At 75.2% G+C, this 13,693-nt stretch carries 16 protein-coding genes; 4 read left to right on the forward strand and 12 right to left on the reverse strand.

Annotated elements, in window-relative coordinates; all coding sequences use genetic code 11:
• Positions 1 to 15: 15 nt before the first annotated feature.
• Entirely contained in the window at positions 16 to 717 is a 702-nt protein-coding gene (locus tag GCU56_RS07525; protein ID WP_163480904.1) for a YbaK/EbsC family protein, read from the forward strand.
• Positions 718 to 735: 18 nt separating this feature from the next.
• Here GCU56_RS07525 and mscL read toward each other — a convergent pair whose 3' ends face one another.
• The 7 genes from mscL to GCU56_RS07560 all read right to left on the reverse strand — a co-directional run bounded on the left by mscL (position 736) and on the right by GCU56_RS07560 (position 5,378).
• Positions 736 to 1,155, reverse strand: a complete 420-nt coding sequence (gene mscL, locus GCU56_RS07530; protein WP_163480905.1) for a large conductance mechanosensitive channel protein MscL — start codon at positions 1,153 to 1,155, stop codon at positions 736 to 738.
• A 44-nt stretch (positions 1,156 to 1,199) separates the two neighbouring features.
• The gene (gene cpaB / locus GCU56_RS07535) at positions 1,200 to 1,817 is read right to left on the reverse strand and encodes a Flp pilus assembly protein CpaB (RefSeq protein WP_163480906.1); all 618 of its coding nucleotides are present in this window, start codon (positions 1,815 to 1,817) and stop codon (positions 1,200 to 1,202) included.
• Between the two features lie 90 nt (positions 1,818 to 1,907).
• On the reverse strand, positions 1,908 to 2,240 hold the full coding sequence (locus GCU56_RS07540; protein WP_163480907.1) for an FmdB family zinc ribbon protein: 333 nt from the start codon (positions 2,238 to 2,240) through the stop codon (positions 1,908 to 1,910).
• Positions 2,241 to 2,968: 728 nt separating this feature from the next.
• Positions 2,969 to 3,346 (reverse strand): VOC family protein, encoded by a 378-nt coding sequence (locus tag GCU56_RS07545; protein WP_163480908.1) that lies wholly within the window; start codon positions 3,344 to 3,346, stop codon positions 2,969 to 2,971.
• A gap of 130 nt (positions 3,347 to 3,476) precedes the next feature.
• Positions 3,477 to 3,986: an NADPH-dependent F420 reductase gene (locus GCU56_RS07550; RefSeq protein WP_163480909.1), complete on the reverse strand. Its 510-nt coding sequence runs from the start codon at positions 3,984 to 3,986 to the stop codon at positions 3,477 to 3,479.
• Positions 3,987 to 4,008: 22 nt separating this feature from the next.
• A complete protein-coding gene (locus GCU56_RS07555) occupies positions 4,009 to 4,494 on the reverse strand; it encodes a MarR family winged helix-turn-helix transcriptional regulator (RefSeq protein ID WP_345771707.1) in 486 nt (161 codons plus the stop codon).
• Complete coding sequence (locus GCU56_RS07560; protein WP_163480910.1) at positions 4,491 to 5,378, reverse strand: dioxygenase family protein; 888 nt, start codon at positions 5,376 to 5,378, stop codon at positions 4,491 to 4,493. Before GCU56_RS07560 ends, GCU56_RS07555 begins: the two co-directional genes overlap by 4 nt.
• Positions 5,379 to 5,534: 156 nt before the next feature.
• Between GCU56_RS07560 and GCU56_RS07565 the strand changes: the two genes are divergently transcribed.
• Both GCU56_RS07565 and GCU56_RS07570 read left to right on the forward strand, forming a co-directional pair.
• Positions 5,535 to 6,029, forward strand: a complete 495-nt coding sequence (locus tag GCU56_RS07565) for a MarR family transcriptional regulator (protein WP_163480911.1) — start codon at positions 5,535 to 5,537, stop codon at positions 6,027 to 6,029.
• A gap of 46 nt (positions 6,030 to 6,075) precedes the next feature.
• The gene (locus tag GCU56_RS07570) at positions 6,076 to 7,098 is read left to right on the forward strand and encodes an LLM class flavin-dependent oxidoreductase (protein WP_163480912.1); all 1,023 of its coding nucleotides are present in this window, start codon (positions 6,076 to 6,078) and stop codon (positions 7,096 to 7,098) included.
• Between the two features lie 3 nt (positions 7,099 to 7,101).
• On the opposite strand, the gene GCU56_RS07575 is transcribed toward GCU56_RS07570, so the two are convergent.
• From GCU56_RS07575 to GCU56_RS07595, 5 genes are all read right to left on the reverse strand, one after another.
• A complete protein-coding gene (locus GCU56_RS07575; protein WP_204331648.1) occupies positions 7,102 to 7,821 on the reverse strand; it encodes an AAA family ATPase in 720 nt (239 codons plus the stop codon).
• A 116-nt stretch (positions 7,822 to 7,937) separates the two neighbouring features.
• Positions 7,938 to 9,503, reverse strand: a complete 1,566-nt coding sequence (locus GCU56_RS07580) for a carboxyl transferase domain-containing protein (protein ID WP_163480913.1) — start codon at positions 9,501 to 9,503, stop codon at positions 7,938 to 7,940.
• On the reverse strand, positions 9,500 to 10,690 hold the full coding sequence (locus GCU56_RS07585; protein WP_163480914.1) for a CoA transferase: 1,191 nt from the start codon (positions 10,688 to 10,690) through the stop codon (positions 9,500 to 9,502). Before GCU56_RS07585 ends, GCU56_RS07580 begins: the two co-directional genes overlap by 4 nt.
• A gap of 17 nt (positions 10,691 to 10,707) precedes the next feature.
• The gene (locus tag GCU56_RS07590) at positions 10,708 to 12,045 is read right to left on the reverse strand and encodes an SLC13 family permease (protein WP_163480915.1); all 1,338 of its coding nucleotides are present in this window, start codon (positions 12,043 to 12,045) and stop codon (positions 10,708 to 10,710) included.
• A gap of 43 nt (positions 12,046 to 12,088) precedes the next feature.
• Positions 12,089 to 12,682: a 5-formyltetrahydrofolate cyclo-ligase gene (locus GCU56_RS07595; protein WP_345771708.1), complete on the reverse strand. Its 594-nt coding sequence runs from the start codon at positions 12,680 to 12,682 to the stop codon at positions 12,089 to 12,091.
• A gap of 59 nt (positions 12,683 to 12,741) precedes the next feature.
• Between GCU56_RS07595 and galU the strand changes: the two genes are divergently transcribed.
• The gene (gene galU, locus GCU56_RS07600) at positions 12,742 to 13,659 is read left to right on the forward strand and encodes a UTP--glucose-1-phosphate uridylyltransferase GalU (protein ID WP_163480916.1); all 918 of its coding nucleotides are present in this window, start codon (positions 12,742 to 12,744) and stop codon (positions 13,657 to 13,659) included.
• The last annotated feature ends 34 nt before the right edge of the window (positions 13,660 to 13,693 follow it).

Below are 13,693 nucleotides of genomic sequence, written 5' to 3' on the forward strand. Positions count from 1 at the left end.
GGCAGGATCGTCCCCGTGGTCCCGTCTCCCGCCGGCGCTCCCCGGCTCGGCTCCCTGACCTGGATCCCGGCTGCCGACCGGCCCGAGCTGCTGGCCCCGCCGGTCGCCGAGGCGCTCGGTTCCCTGACCGGTGCGGCCTGGGTGGCCGAGATCGACGACGAGCTGGCCGACACCGCGGCGTTCACCGAGGCCTACGGGGTGCCGCTGGAGGTCTCTGCCAACTGTGTGGTGGTCGCCGCCCGCCGGGCCGGGCAGACGGTGCTCGCCGCCTGCCTCGTGCCCGCCACCACCCGGGCGGACGTCAACGGCGTGGTGCGGCGGCACCTGGGGGCGCGCAAGGCGTCCTTCGCGCCGCAGGACGTCGCCGTCGCCGAGAGCGGCATGGCCTACGGCGGCATCACCCCCCTCGGGCTGCCGGCGTCCTGGCCGGTGCTGGTCGACCCGGCGGTGGCCGCCACCGAGCTGGTGGTGGTGGGCTCCGGCATCCGCGGGAGCAAGCTGGCGGTGCCGGGCGCCGCGGTGGCGGCGCTGCCCGCCGCGCAGGTGCTGGAGGGGCTGGGCCGGCCTCCGGTCGACCCACCCGCGCCGGCCGCTGCTGCGGCCGGCGGGCGGGCACCGGACGACCGCGACGTCGGCTGGGGGGAGCGCCCGGAGGACCGCTCCGCCGACGACCGGCGCTACCTCGAGGACCGCCCGCCGCACTGGGGCAGCGACTGAAGGAGGACCCCCTGCCCGTCACGGGTTCGCGGCGGAGTCCTGCAGGGGGCCACCGCCGGCGCCCTGCTGGGCGCGGAGCAGATCGCGGATCTCCGCCAGCAGCTCCACCTGCGTCGGCTCGGCGGGGCCGGCCTCCTCCCCGCGCTTGCGCCGCTCGATGATCGCCTTCATCGGCAGCACGACGGCGAAGTAGACGACCGCCGCGGTTAGCACGAAGGTGATGACCTGGCTGGTGAACGCGCCCCAGCCGAACGTCTGGCCGTTCACGGAGAAGGTGCCGCCGAGCTCGCCGCCCCCGCCGACCAGGCCGATCAGGGGGGTGAGGAAAGACTCGGCGAACGCGTTCACCAGGGCGGTGAACGCGGTGCCGATGACCACGGCGACCGCGAGGTCGACGATGTTGCCGCGCAGCAGGAAGTCCTTGAAGCCCGTGAGCATGGCGTCATCCACGCACACGCAGTGGTCGTCCGTCCACAGCGCGTCTACCCCGGGCGCGGCAGGCTGAGCGTGAGGGTGGCGGCGGAGGCGGCGGCGGCCAGCAGCGCGGCCGTCGGTGCGTCGACGGCGAGCAGCAGCAGCCCGTCTCCGGCGTCGTCCGGCCCCGGCGCGGCCAGCACCAGGGCGCCGGCGGCCACCACCTCGGCCCGGTCGGCCCCGGGCGTCGTGGCCAGCACGTCGACGCGGTCGCCCGGGCGCACCAGGGCGCTCACCGCCAGGTCCGCCGGCCGCACCGGGGCCGCGACCTGACCCGCGGCGAGCTGGGCGGTCAGGCCGGTGCCGACCAGCCGGACGTCGGTGACCGGCTCTCCGGCCCGGGTGGCGGCCGCGAGGGACTGGCCGACCAGCGACGCGGTGTCGGCGACGGCCCCGCCGGGTCGCAGCCCCGGCGGGTACCGGGCGACCCGGAGGTCGCCGTCGGCCAGGACGCCCGGCGGCAGGTCGGCGGCCGCGACGACGACCGGGACCGTCTCCGGCGCCGGGGACGCGGACGGCACGGGGGAGGGGCGCAGCGCGAGGACCAGCGCGGTCACGGCGAGCAGCGCGGCGAGGACCTGTCGCCCGGTGTGCAGCAGCGAACGGGGACGGCGGAAGCGGACCATGCCGCCACGGTGCCGCCGCCCCGCACCGAACGGCGTCCCGCGCGGCGATGTGTGGACGGGCGGCCGGGCTGTGGACCGGCCGCCGGGACGTCAGCTGGCGGCGGCCTTGCTCCCGGACGTGCTGCTGGCCGTGGAGCTGCCGGACGACCCGGTGGAGGAGCTGCTGCCCGCGGCGGCCGGGGCAGGGGAGGACTCCTTCTTCCCGCCGGGGGAGGAGGCGGACTCACCCGCCGAGGACGTCGACCGGCTGTCGGTGCGGTAGAAACCCGAGCCCTTGAAGACGACGCCGACCGACCCGTAGACCTTGCGCACCGGGCTGCCGCACTCCGGGCACTCGCTCACGGGCGCGTCGGTGAACGACTGCACGACCTCGAACTCGTGCTTGGCGTCGACGTTGGTGCAGGCGTACTGGTACGTGGGCACAGCGGGTGGACTCCTCGTGAGGCGGACCGGGCTGGCACTCGAACCCGGCGACTGCCAATGATGCGCGTCCGAGCGGCGTCCGTCCACGGGTGTCGGCGAGTGTCACGTCCACGCGCTCCACGAGCGCGACCGCGAACTCCGCGTGCGCTGGACCGGGGGCGCGAGCGTGCATCGCGAACGCGCCGCGCGCGTGGCTGCAGTCGTCTCTCCAGCCGCGGGCTGCACCGACCGGCCCCGGGTGACCGACGTCCTCAGCGGGACGGCGGTCACCGCGCGGAGCGCAGCTCCGGCGGGGCCGATCCGCTCCGGTGGGTCCGGCTGCAGGCCCGCCTCGCGGAGCCGCCCGAGCAGCAGGTCGACGGCGGGGAGGCCTGAGCCTCGATGTCGCGGCGTCGCCGGCCGCCGCAGAGCAGCGGGCGCACTCCCGGTAAGGGCGCGACGGTAGCGCAGTGGACCGCCCGGGTCGCGATCCTGTCGGACCACCTGCAGCCGCCGTCCCGGCGGTCCACCTGCTCCGTTCCGCGGCCGCGCACCGAGCTCGCGACGTCGATCCACGGACGGCTGACGTGCGCGCTCCGCCCGGGGCGCAGGTCCCGGAGCCACACCGCGATCCACACCCGCCGCACGCAGTGACGCACGCTGCTCCCGCGGTCGCACGATCGCGCGGCGCGACGGTCAGGCTCGCTGCCTCGTGCGTCGGCGAGCGTCACTCCGGACGACGCCGGCCCTCACGCCTCGGCCCAGACGCCCAGTTGGTTCCCGGCCGGGTCGGCGAAGTGGAACCGGCGTCCACCGGGGAACTCGTACGGCCCCTGCACGACGCGACCACCGGCGCGCGTCACGGCCGCCACCGACGCGTCCAGGTCGGCGGAGTACAGCAGCACGAGCGGACCACCGCCCGCCGGCGCCGCGGCATCCAGGCGCAGGCCACCCCTCTCGGGGGCGGTGGCACCCGGCTGGTCCCGGAAGCCGGCGTAGCCGGGCCCGTAGTCGGTGAACTGCCATTCGAACGCCTCGGCGTAGAACCGCTTGGCGACGTCGAGATCGGTGACCGTGAGTTCCACGTAGTCGATGGCGTGGTGTCGCTGCGCAGGAGAGGTGGACATGGGCGGCATCCTCCGCGCGCCCGGAGACATTCTCCCGAGCGGACGACGCCGGACCAGGCGGGCGGCTGCCCCGCGGGGGCGGACTGCACCGGCCGCGCGGCGCCGGGGTGGCGTCGCGCGGCCGACGAGGTCAGCCGGTGGGACCGACGAGCTCCCAGCCGGACTGCCAGGGCCAGCCGTTGGAGGCGTTGAGGCGGATGTCGAGGAAGGCCATGTGCTCCAGCGCCCGGGCCTGGGCCAGCGGTCCGGCGTCGACGGCGCGGAACCCGATGCCGGCGAGCAGCTCTGCGACGGTGGACTCGGCCTGCTGGTCGTCACCGGCGTAGAAGCCGTCGAGCACGGTGCCGTCGGCGACCGGGTCGGCCTGCTTCGAGGCGAAGACGGTGTCGAACGCCTTCATCACGTGTGCGCCCGGCAGCCGGGCCTGCAGCTCCTCGGCGCCGGAGTGGTCGGTGACGGCGAGCACGATCGCGTCGGCCTCGCCGGCGGCGGCGGCCGCGTTCGCGGCGGGGGTGCCGCCGACCTGGTCGGCGAGGGCCTGCGCGTGGGTGGGGTCGGTCGCGGTCACGGTGACGCTGTGACCGGCCTCGGTGGCGCCGCGGGCGACGGCGCCGCCGACGTCGACGGCGCCGATCCTCATGGCTGTCCTCCTGGCGGACGGTTCACCTCGACGCGCTGCCGAGGAGCTTGGTGGTGAGGCGGGCGAGCTGGTCGACCTCGTCGTCGGTGAGCGGGTCGAAGACCAGCCGGCGGACCTCCGCGACGTGCCCGGGCGCGAGCTGCTCGATCGCGGTGCGGCCGGCCGCCGTGAGGCGGGTGAGCTGGCCCCGGCCGTCCTGCTCGACTGGGCAGCGGACCACCCAGCCCCGCTCCTCCAGGGCGCTGACGGCGTGCGACATGCGGCTCGGCGAGGTGGCCGTGAGTCCCGCCAGCTCGCTCATCCGCAGCTGCTCGTCCGGCGCCTCGGAGAGCATCGCGAGGACCTGGTAGTAGACGTGGCCGATGCCGGCGTCCTCGCGCAACTGCCGGTCCAGCCGCTGCGGCAGCAGCGTCACCAGGCGGACCAGCGGCAACCAGGCAGCCATCTCCGTCCGGTCCAGCCAGCGCGGCCGGTCGCCGGCGACCGGCGCGCGGGTCCCGCTGCTCACGCGGCCTGGAACGAGCGCCGGGAGAGGCCGACGCCGTAGCCGTCGAGCGTCGTGGTGACCGGTGCGGTGGGATCCGTGGCCGCGCCGAGGGTGACGAACAGCGGCGTGAAGTGCTCCACCGTCGGGTGCGCGTAGGGCATGCCCGGGGCGGCGGTGCGGAAGCGGGCGAGCTCGGCGACGTCGCCGCGGGCCAGTGCGTCGGCGGCCCAGGCGTCGAAGTCCGCCGACCAGCCCGGCACCCGGTTCTCCAGCCACATCTCCCGGGTGAGGAAGGGCAGGCCGTGGGTCATGTGGCCGGAGCCGACGACCAGCACGCCCTGCTCGCGCAGCGGGCGGAGCCGCTCGCCGAGGGCCAGCAGCCGGTCGGGGTCGTCGGTGGGCAGGCTCAGCTGCAGCACCGGGACGTCGGCGTCCGGGTACATGATCTTGAGCGGCACCCACGCGCCGTGGTCCAGGCCGCGGCGGGTGTGCTCGTGCACCCGGTCGGTGTCCGGCACGAGCCCCACGACCTGGCGGGCCAGTTCGGTGGCGTCGGGGGTGTCGTAGCGGAACGAGTAGTACAGCCCGTCGAAGCCGCCGAAGTCGTAGACCAGCTCGCTCGGCCGGGGGGCGCTGACCGACAGCGGCGCGGACTCCCAGTGCGCGCTCACGACGAGGACGGCCCGGGGCTTGGGCAGTGTCCGCGCCCAGTCGTGCAGCGGGTCGAGCCACTCCGGGCTCTCGAAGGGCAGCGGACCGCCACCGTGGCTGAGGTAGAGGCTGGGCAGCGGCCCGTCCTCCGGCGTCCACTCCCGCTGCGGGCCGGCGGCGGCGACGCGGCGCAGGTGTGCGGCGAACGGGTGCTGCGCGGGGATGCGGGCGTCGGCGGTCGCGGTCGGGCTCATGGTCGTCTCCGGGTTGCTTGAAGTCTCAACGAGGCAACCGTAGACCCAATTGCTTGAGACTTCAACATCCTGAGGGAGGGCTGCGGGACGACGGTCGACGGCGTCGCTGCGCCGTCCGGCGTCCTCGGCCGGGCGGTCCGCCAGTACGGTCGGGCCGTGGCACAGCAGTGGCTCGACGAGCAGCAGCAGCGGACGTGGCGGGCCTGGCTCACCGTCGCCGAGCTCGTCCCGCGGGTCCTCGACGCGCAGCTGCAACGGGACGCCGGCATCAGCCACGCCGCCTACGTCGTCCTCGCCATGCTCTCGGAGGCACCGGGGCGCAGCCGGCGGATGAGCGACCTGGCGCGGCGGGCCAACCAGTCGCAGAGCCGGCTCTCGCACACGGTCGCCCGGCTCGAGGACCGCGGGCTGGTCCGCCGGGAGCGCTCCGCCGAGGACGGTCGCGGCAACCTCGCCGTCCTCACCGACGACGGGTGGGACGTCGTCCGCGCGGTCGCGCCCGGCCACGTCGACGCCGTCCGGGCGGCGCTGTTCGACCCCCTGACCGAGGAGCAGTCCCGCGCGCTGGGGGAGGCGCTCGAGGTGGTGGTGGAGCGGCTCGACCCCGACCACAGCCTGCGCGTCGAGCACGGCGCGGACGCCGCCCGCTGACCTCCCGGGGGAAGCGCCCGCCGCCGTCCGGCGTTGTCGCCGCGTGATGTCCGAGTCGCTGCCGCTGTCCGTCCTCGAGCTGGCCACCGTCGGCTCGGGGCAGTCCTCCGCCGACGCCCTGGCGGCGACCACCCGCGTGGCGCAGGCCGCCGACCGGCTCGGGTACACCCGCCTGTGGGTCGCCGAGCACCACAACATGCCGGCCGTGGCCAGCACCAGCCCGCCGGTGCTCATCGCCCACCTGGCCGCCGTCACCGAGCGGATCCGGCTCGGCTCGGGTGGGGTCATGCTGCCCAACCACGCGCCGCTGGTCGTCGCGGAGCAGTTCGCCATCCTGGAGGCCCTGCACCCCGGCCGGATCGACCTGGGCATCGGACGGGCGCCCGGCACCGACCAGCAGACAGCGATCGCGCTGCGCCGCGATCCGGCGGCGCTGTCGGCCGACGACTTCCCGCAGCACCTCATCGACCTGCTCGGCCTCTTCGGCGACCCCCGCGTGGAGGGCGGCCTCGCCGAGCGGTTCCGCGCCACCCCCGCGGCCGGGTCGTCGCCCCAGGTGGTGCTGCTGGGATCCAGCGGCTTCTCCGCGCAGCTGGCCGGGCACCTCGGGCTGCCGTTCGCCTTCGCCCACCACTTCGGCGGCCCGAACACGCTGACCGCCGTCCAGCTCTACCGCGACACCTTCCGCCCGTCGCCGGCGCTGCAGGAGCCGTACACGATCGTCACGGCGAACGTGCTCGCCGCCGAGACCGACGAGGAGGCCCGCCGGCTGGCGTTGCCCGGGCAGCTGATGCGGCTGGCGCTGCGGCTGAACCGGCCGCGCCCGGTGCCCGGCGTCGAGGAGGCGCAGGCCGACCCCGAGCGGGCGGCGGCCGAGGCCATGCCCAGCAACGCGATCGTGGGGGACGTCGGGTCGGCGGTGGCCCGGCTGCACCAGCTGGCCGCGGACACCGGGGCCGACGAGCTCATGCTGTCGGCGTCCACCCACGGGGTGGAGGAGCGGTTGCGCAGCCTCGAGCTGGTCGCGGAGGCGTGGGGGCTGGCGGGACAGGGCCGTCCGGCGGCGTGATCCTCAGCTGAGGTGGCGGAGGAAGGACGACGGGTCCCCCAGGAACTGCCGCCAGTTGGCGGTCAGCTCGAGCTCGTCCCACTCCGCTGGCCGCAGTCCCCAGGGGCCGACCTCCAGCAGGGTCGCGCCCGGCAGCGCGGCGAGGACGGGGGAGTGCGTCGCGACGACGACCTGCGCGCCGCCCGCCACGAGCTCGGCCAGCCGGACGACGAGCGACAGGGTGCCGGTGAAGGACAGCGCGGCGTCGGGCTCGTCGAGGAGGTACAGGCCGCGGGGTGAGGCCCGAGCGCCCAGCAGCGCCAGGAACGCCTCGCCGTGGGAGAGCTCGTGGAAGAGCGGTTCCACACCCCTGGCCGGCGGGTTGTCCTCCAGGTAGCTGTAGAGACCGTGCAGCGTCTCGTCGCGCAGGAAGTAGGCCCAGCGGTCGGCGCCGGGACTGCGCTCGACGATGAGGTCCAAGCTGCCGGGCTCGCTGCGCCGCGTCGTGTGCCGGGTGTTCCGCGACCCGCCCTCGGCGTTCACCCCGAGTGCCGCGGCCAGCACCTCGAGCACCGTCGACTTGCCCGACCCGTTCTCGCCGACCAACACCGTGGCGCCGGCCCCCAGCTCCAGCCCCGCGCGGAGCACCTGGGCGACGGCGGGAACGGAGGCCGGCCAGACGTCGTCCGGCAGCCGCGGCGCGTCGGGGTCGGGGCGCAGCCGTCGGACGGGTCGTCGGTCCACGGCGGCGATCCTGGCGCATCCTGCGTCGTCCCTCGCTCGGCGCCGTCCCCACCACCGTTCCGGCTCCACCCTCACCACTGGTCGCGAGGGTGGCACCGGATGATCAGGTCACCTGGTCATCGGCCCGGCGACGCCGACGGCGGCGGGACCTGGCGGCCGAGGTGGCGGTAGCGGTGCAGCCGGCTGCGGAAGCGGGCGCCGTCGTCCCGGCCGAGCAGGTTGGCCAGCTCCTCACCCAGCACCCGGCCCAGTCGCCGGCAGAACTCGACCGGCTCGTCGGCGGCGTCGGGGCGTTCGGGCACGACCCGGTCCACGATCCCGGCCCGCCACAGGTCGGTGGCCCGCACCCCCTGCGCGGCGGCCATCTCGTCCGCACGGTCGACGGTGCGGTGCACGATCGCCGACGCGCCCTCCGGCGGCAGGGGGCCGAGCCACCCGTTGGCCGCGGCGAGCACCCGGTCGGCCGGCACCAGTGCCAGCGCGCCCCCACCGGTGCCCTGTCCGAGCAGCACCGCGAGCGTCGGCGCCTCGAGCATCACCAGGTCCTGCAGGCAGCGGGCGATCTCACCGGCCAGCCCACCCTCCTCGGCCTCCTTGGACAGCGCCGCGCCCGGGGTGTCGATGAGCGTGACCAGGGGCAGCCGCAGCTCCGCGGCCAGCCGCATGCCGCGACGGGCCTCCCGCAGCGCGGCCGGCCCCAGCGGTGCCGACAGCGACTGCCCGCGCCGGTCCTGCCCGAGCACCACGCAGGGTGCGCCGCCGAAGCGGGCCAGGGCCAGCAGCAGCCCGGGGTCCTTCTCGCCCGCGCCGGTGCCCGAGAGCCCCACGACGTCGGTGGCCGCCGTCCGCAGCAGCCGTCGCACGCCCGGCCGGTCCTCGCGGCGGGACGCGGTGACGACGTCCCACGCGCTGCGGTGGTCGGCACCGTCCGTGTCGCCCAGCCCGGCGTCGGTGCCGTCCTCCGGGCGGGGTGGTTCGGCGCCGGCGACGTCCCGGTGCCAGGTCTGCCGGGCGGCCAGCACCCGCAGCGCCCGGTCGGCGACCTCGGCGATCTCCTCGTGGGGGACGACGGCGTCGATCAGGCCCCGGTCGGCGAGGTGCTCGGCGGTCTGCACACCCTCCGGGAACGGCTCGCCGTAGAGGGCCTCGTACACCCGCGGGCCCAGGAAGCCGATCGCGGCGCCGGGCTCGGCGATCGTCACGTGCCCCGTGGAGCCCCAGGAGGCCAGCACCCCGCCGAACGTCGGGTTCCGCAGGTACACCAGGTAGGGCAGCCCGGCCGCCTTGTGCCGGGCGATCGCCGCGGTGATGCCGATCATCTGCAGGAACGCGACGGTGCCCTCCTGCATGCGGGTGCCGCCCGACACGGGGGCCGCCAGCAGCGGCAGGCCCTCCTCGGTGGCCCGCTCGACCGCCGCGATCAGCCGCTCGGCCGCGGCCACCCCGATGGAGCCGGCGAGGAAGCCGAACTCGCCGGCGACGACGGCCACCCGGCGGCCGCGCAGCCGTCCCTCCCCGGTGATGATCGACTCGTCCTGCCGGGTGCGCTCCGCCGCGTGCGCCAGCTCCGCGGCGTAGTCGGCCGGCACGTCCCCGACCACGACCGGGGTGTCCCAGGTCTGCCACGACCCGGGGTCGAGCACGCGGTCCCGCAGCGTGCGGGCGTCGGGACCACGGGTCACGGGGACTGCGCCAGCCAGGCGCGGACCGCCTCGTTCGACGAGCCGAGCACCGGCGGGGCGGAGTGCTCGCGCCGGGTGGTCTCGGTCTCGCCGTCCCGGCCGGGGGCGAAGAAGCGCAACGGGGGGCCGGGGAGCTGCAGCGGGCCCAGCGTCTGGTGCTCGACGTCGACGAGGAGCCCCTGGGACAGGGCCTGGTCCCACGTGTAGACCTCGTCGATGGTGCGGACCTTCCCCGCGGGGATCCCGGCCGCGGCCAGCCGCACGAGCAGCTCCTCCGGTGCGATGTCGGCGAAGGCCCGCTCCAGCAGTTCGATGACCTGCCGGCGGTTGCCGACCCGCTCGCCGTTGGTCGCCAGGCCGGGGGCGTCGGCGTCCAGGCCGAACTCCGCACACAGCTTGCGCCACAGCGACTCCGACCCGCAGGAGAGCTGGACGCTGCCGCCGGCGCAGGAGAACAGGCCGTAAGGCGCGATCGAGGGGTGGTGGTTGCCCTGGGCGCGGCCGACCTGGCCGGCCACCGTCCACGCCGTCCCCTGGAACGCGTGCACGCCGACGACCGCCGCCAGCAGCGAGGTGCGCACCACCTGGCCGCGGCCGGTCCGCTCGCGCTCCAGCAGCGCGGCCAGGACCCCGTAGGCGCCGTACATGCCGGCCAGCAGGTCTCCGATCGGGACGCCGACGCGCTGCGGGTCCTCCGGGCCCGAGCCGGTCAGCGACATCAGCCCGGCCTCACCCTGCGCGATCTGGTCGTACCCGGCCCGGCCGCCCTCGGGACCGTCGTGGCCGAAGCCGCTGATCGACAGCGTCACCAGGCGCGGGTTGAGCGACTCGAGCACGTCGGTGCCGAACCCGAGGCGGGCCAGCGTGCCGGGCCGGAAGTTCTCCAGCAGCACGTCGGCGCGGCGGATCAGCTCCCGGAGGAGGTCCTTGTCGGACGCCTGCTTGAGGTCCAGCGTGACCGACTCCTTGTTGCGGTTGGTCGACAGGAAGTAGGTCGACTCCCGGGCTGCCTCGCCGGAGGCGGGGTCCACGAACGGCGGCCCCCAGCCGCGGGTGTCGTCACCGGAACCGGGGTTCTCGACCTTGATGACGCGGGCGCCGAGGTCGCCCAGCATCATCCCGGCGTGCGGGCCGGCGAGGGCGCGGGTGAGGTCGACGACGAGCACGCCGTCGAGCGGTCCGGACACGGGGTCTCCGATCTGTGTCACAGCCACCCGGGGACGACGAACACCAGCCAGGCCAGCAACGGCCCGACGGCGACGACGATCGCGGAGTAGCCGAGGATCTGCTTGTAGAAGCGGTCCCTGTCGACGTCCTGCGCGTTGGCCAGCACCAGCGCGCCGTTGGTGGAGAACGGGCTCACGTCGACGATGGTCGAGGCCACCGACAGGGCGACCACCACGCCCACGGCGCTGATCTCCCCGGACTCCAGGAAGGGCACCGCGAGCAGGATGGCGACGCCGATGATCGCCGTCGACGACGCGAAGGCCGACACCACCCCGCCGATGTAGGCGAGCAGGAGCGCGATCAGCAGGGGCACACCGAGCCCGATCACCGCGTCGCCGACGTAGTCGATCGTGCCGGCCTCCTGCAGGACGAAGACGAAGGTCAGCACACCGGCGATCAGCAGGATGGTCGACCAGCTGATCTGGGTGACCGCGCCCTTGTGCTGCTGCGCCGAGAACAGCGCCAGCACGACGGCGACGGTGATGGAGACGAAGCCGATGTCCAGGTCGAAGACCAGCGCCAGGACGGCGACGACGACCAGCCCGACCAGCGTCAGGACCTGCTCGAAGCGCACCGGCTGCGGGACGTCGGGGTGCACGTGCTCGTCGTCGTCCCCGCCGACCGCGGGACCGGGGGCCGCGCCGTGGCCGCGGACGACCGTGCCGTGCGCGTGCTCGGTGTGCGGCAGCGGCTCGGCCGCCACCTTGCGGCCGATCAGCTTCCGGCCGCCGAACACGAAGAACAGCACGAGCGCGATGGCCAGGTTGAAGCACAGGGCCCCCAGGAAGACGGCCAGCGGGCTGCCGGGCAGCCCCTCGTCCTCGACGATCGTGTTGACCGTGACGCCGTAGACGCTGATGGGGGAGAAGCCGCCGCCCTGCGCGCCGTGGATGACCATCATCCCCATCAGCAGGGGGCTGATCCCGTGCCGGGCGGCGAAGGTGAGCGCGATCGGCGCGATGATCGCGACCGCCGCCGGGGAGAGCGCGCCGATGGCCGTGAGCAGCGCGGTGACGAGGAACATGATCCAGGGGATGGCCGCGACGTGGCCCCCGACCAGTCGCACCGCCCCGCGGACGAGCAGGTCCACGGTGCCGTTGTTCTGCGCGATGGCGAACAGGTACGTGACGCCGATCAGCGTCAGCACCAGCTCCGCGGGGAAGCCGCCCAGGATGTCGTCGGTGCTCAGCCCGACCGACAGCGTGCCGACGAGGAAGGCCGCGACGAACGCCAGCGCCCCCATGTTGATCGGCAGGAACGTGGCGATGGCGAAGATGACGACCAGCGCCAGGATGGTGACGATCTCGGGTGACACGGGCACTCTCCCGTCGACGGTGACGAGGACGCCGCCCAGCGTGTCAGTGACTCGCGGGTAGCGCCTGCCAGCCACCGGACGGAGTGACGACCGCGGTGACCAGCCGGTCGTGGGGCTCCGCGGGCAGCTCGTCGACCAGTTCGTCGTCGAAGGCCAGAGCCACGAGGACGGCGTCGGGGCGGGCGTGCACCAGTGACGTGTCGTAGTAGCCGCCGCCGCGACCCAGCCGGACGCCCGCCCGGGAGATGGCCACCGCGGGCAGCACGATCGCGTCGGCGCTGCCGAGCTCGGTGGGCGGCAGCCGCACCCCGATCGGTTCGAGCAACCCGTACCGGCCCGCCACGAGCCGGTCGGTGCGCACCGCCCACTCCATCTCCCGGCCGGTGCTGGGGACCACCGGGAGCAGCACCCGGGCGTCCAGGGCCGCGTAGGCCGACGGCAGCCGGCCCGCCCCCGGCTCGCTGGGTTCGGGGCAGAAGGCGGCGACCGTGCCGAACCGCGCCAGTTCCGGCAGCAGCGCGTCGGTGATCGCGTCGGCCGCCGCGGCGCGCTCGGCGTCGGTCCGAGCCGCCCGGCGGGCCAGCACGCTCCGCCGGACCGCCGTCTTCTCGGCGGCCAGCGCTGTCAGGTCGTCCACGGGCCGGAGGGTAGCCACTCCGGCCGGGGTGCGCCGGTCCGCTGGTTAGGCTGCCGCCCATGCCGACCTCGAGCTCCCGCCCGACCCGGAAGGCCGTCATCCCCGTCGCCGGGATGGGCACCCGGTTCCTGCCGGCCACCAAGGCGGTGCCCAAGGAGCTGCTGCCGGTGGTCGACCGGCCGGCCCTGCAGTACATCGTCGAGGAGGCCGCCCGCGCCGGGCTGGACGAGGTGCTCATGGTCACCGGCCGCAACAAGGCGGCCATCGAGGACTTCTTCGACCGGACCCCCGAGCTCGAGACGGCGCTGGAGAAGAAGGGGGACGCGCAGCGGCTGGCGTCCGTGCACGCCGCCACCGAGGTGGCGCAGGTGCACTTCGTCCGGCAGGGCGAGGCCCGGGGCCTGGGCCATGCCGTGCTCCAGGCGGCGGCATTCGTGGGCCAGGAGCCCTTCGCCGTGCTGCTCGGCGACGACCTCATCGACGCCCGCGACCACCTCCTCGAGCAGATGCTCGCGGTGCAGGACCAGCACGGCGGCTCGGTGGTCGCGCTGCTCGACGTCGGCCGGGAGAACATCGACAAGTACGGCGCGGTCGCCGTCGAGCCCGGTGCCGACGGCGACGTGGTCACCATCACCGGCCTGGTCGAGAAGCCGCCGGTCGACGAGGCGCCCTCCAGCCTGGCGATCATCGGCCGCTACGTCCTCGCGCCGGAGGTCTTCGACGTGCTCCGCCAGACCGCGCCGGGCCGGGGCGGGGAGATCCAGCTGACCGACGCCCTCGCCACGCTCGTGGAGCGCGGGCAGCCGGTGCACGGGGTGGTCTTCCGCGGCCGCCGCTACGACACCGGCGACCGGCTGGACTACCTCAAGGCCGTCATCCAGCTGGCCAGCGAGCGCGACGACCTGGGGCCGCCGCTGCGCGCCTGGCTGACCGAGTTCGTGGCCGACCTGCCCCAGACGGGCGCGTCGGAGGCCTGAGTGGCGGCCCGCGAGGGCACCATCGACCTCCGTG

This window comes from Geodermatophilus sabuli, assembly GCF_010686765.1.
GTDB lineage: Bacteria > Actinomycetota > Actinomycetes > Mycobacteriales > Geodermatophilaceae > Geodermatophilus > Geodermatophilus sabuli_A.

Excerpts from the sequence above, each read along its gene's own strand:
- mscL (WP_163480905.1), bottom strand. The coding sequence starts at position 1,155 with ATGCTCACGGGCTTCAAGGACTTCCTGCTGCGCGGCAACATCGTCGAC.
- cpaB (WP_163480906.1), bottom strand. The coding sequence starts at position 1,817 with ATGGTCCGCTTCCGCCGTCCCCGTTCGCTGCTGCACACCGGGCGACAG.
- GCU56_RS07545 (WP_163480908.1), bottom strand. The coding sequence starts at position 3,346 with ATGTCCACCTCTCCTGCGCAGCGACACCACGCCATCGACTACGTGGAA.
- GCU56_RS07550 (WP_163480909.1), bottom strand. The coding sequence starts at position 3,986 with ATGAGGATCGGCGCCGTCGACGTCGGCGGCGCCGTCGCCCGCGGCGCC.
- GCU56_RS07560 (WP_163480910.1), bottom strand. The coding sequence starts at position 5,378 with ATGAGCCCGACCGCGACCGCCGACGCCCGCATCCCCGCGCAGCACCCG.
- GCU56_RS07570 (WP_163480912.1), top strand. The coding sequence starts at position 6,076 with ATGTCCGAGTCGCTGCCGCTGTCCGTCCTCGAGCTGGCCACCGTCGGC.
- galU (WP_163480916.1), top strand. The coding sequence starts at position 12,742 with ATGCCGACCTCGAGCTCCCGCCCGACCCGGAAGGCCGTCATCCCCGTC.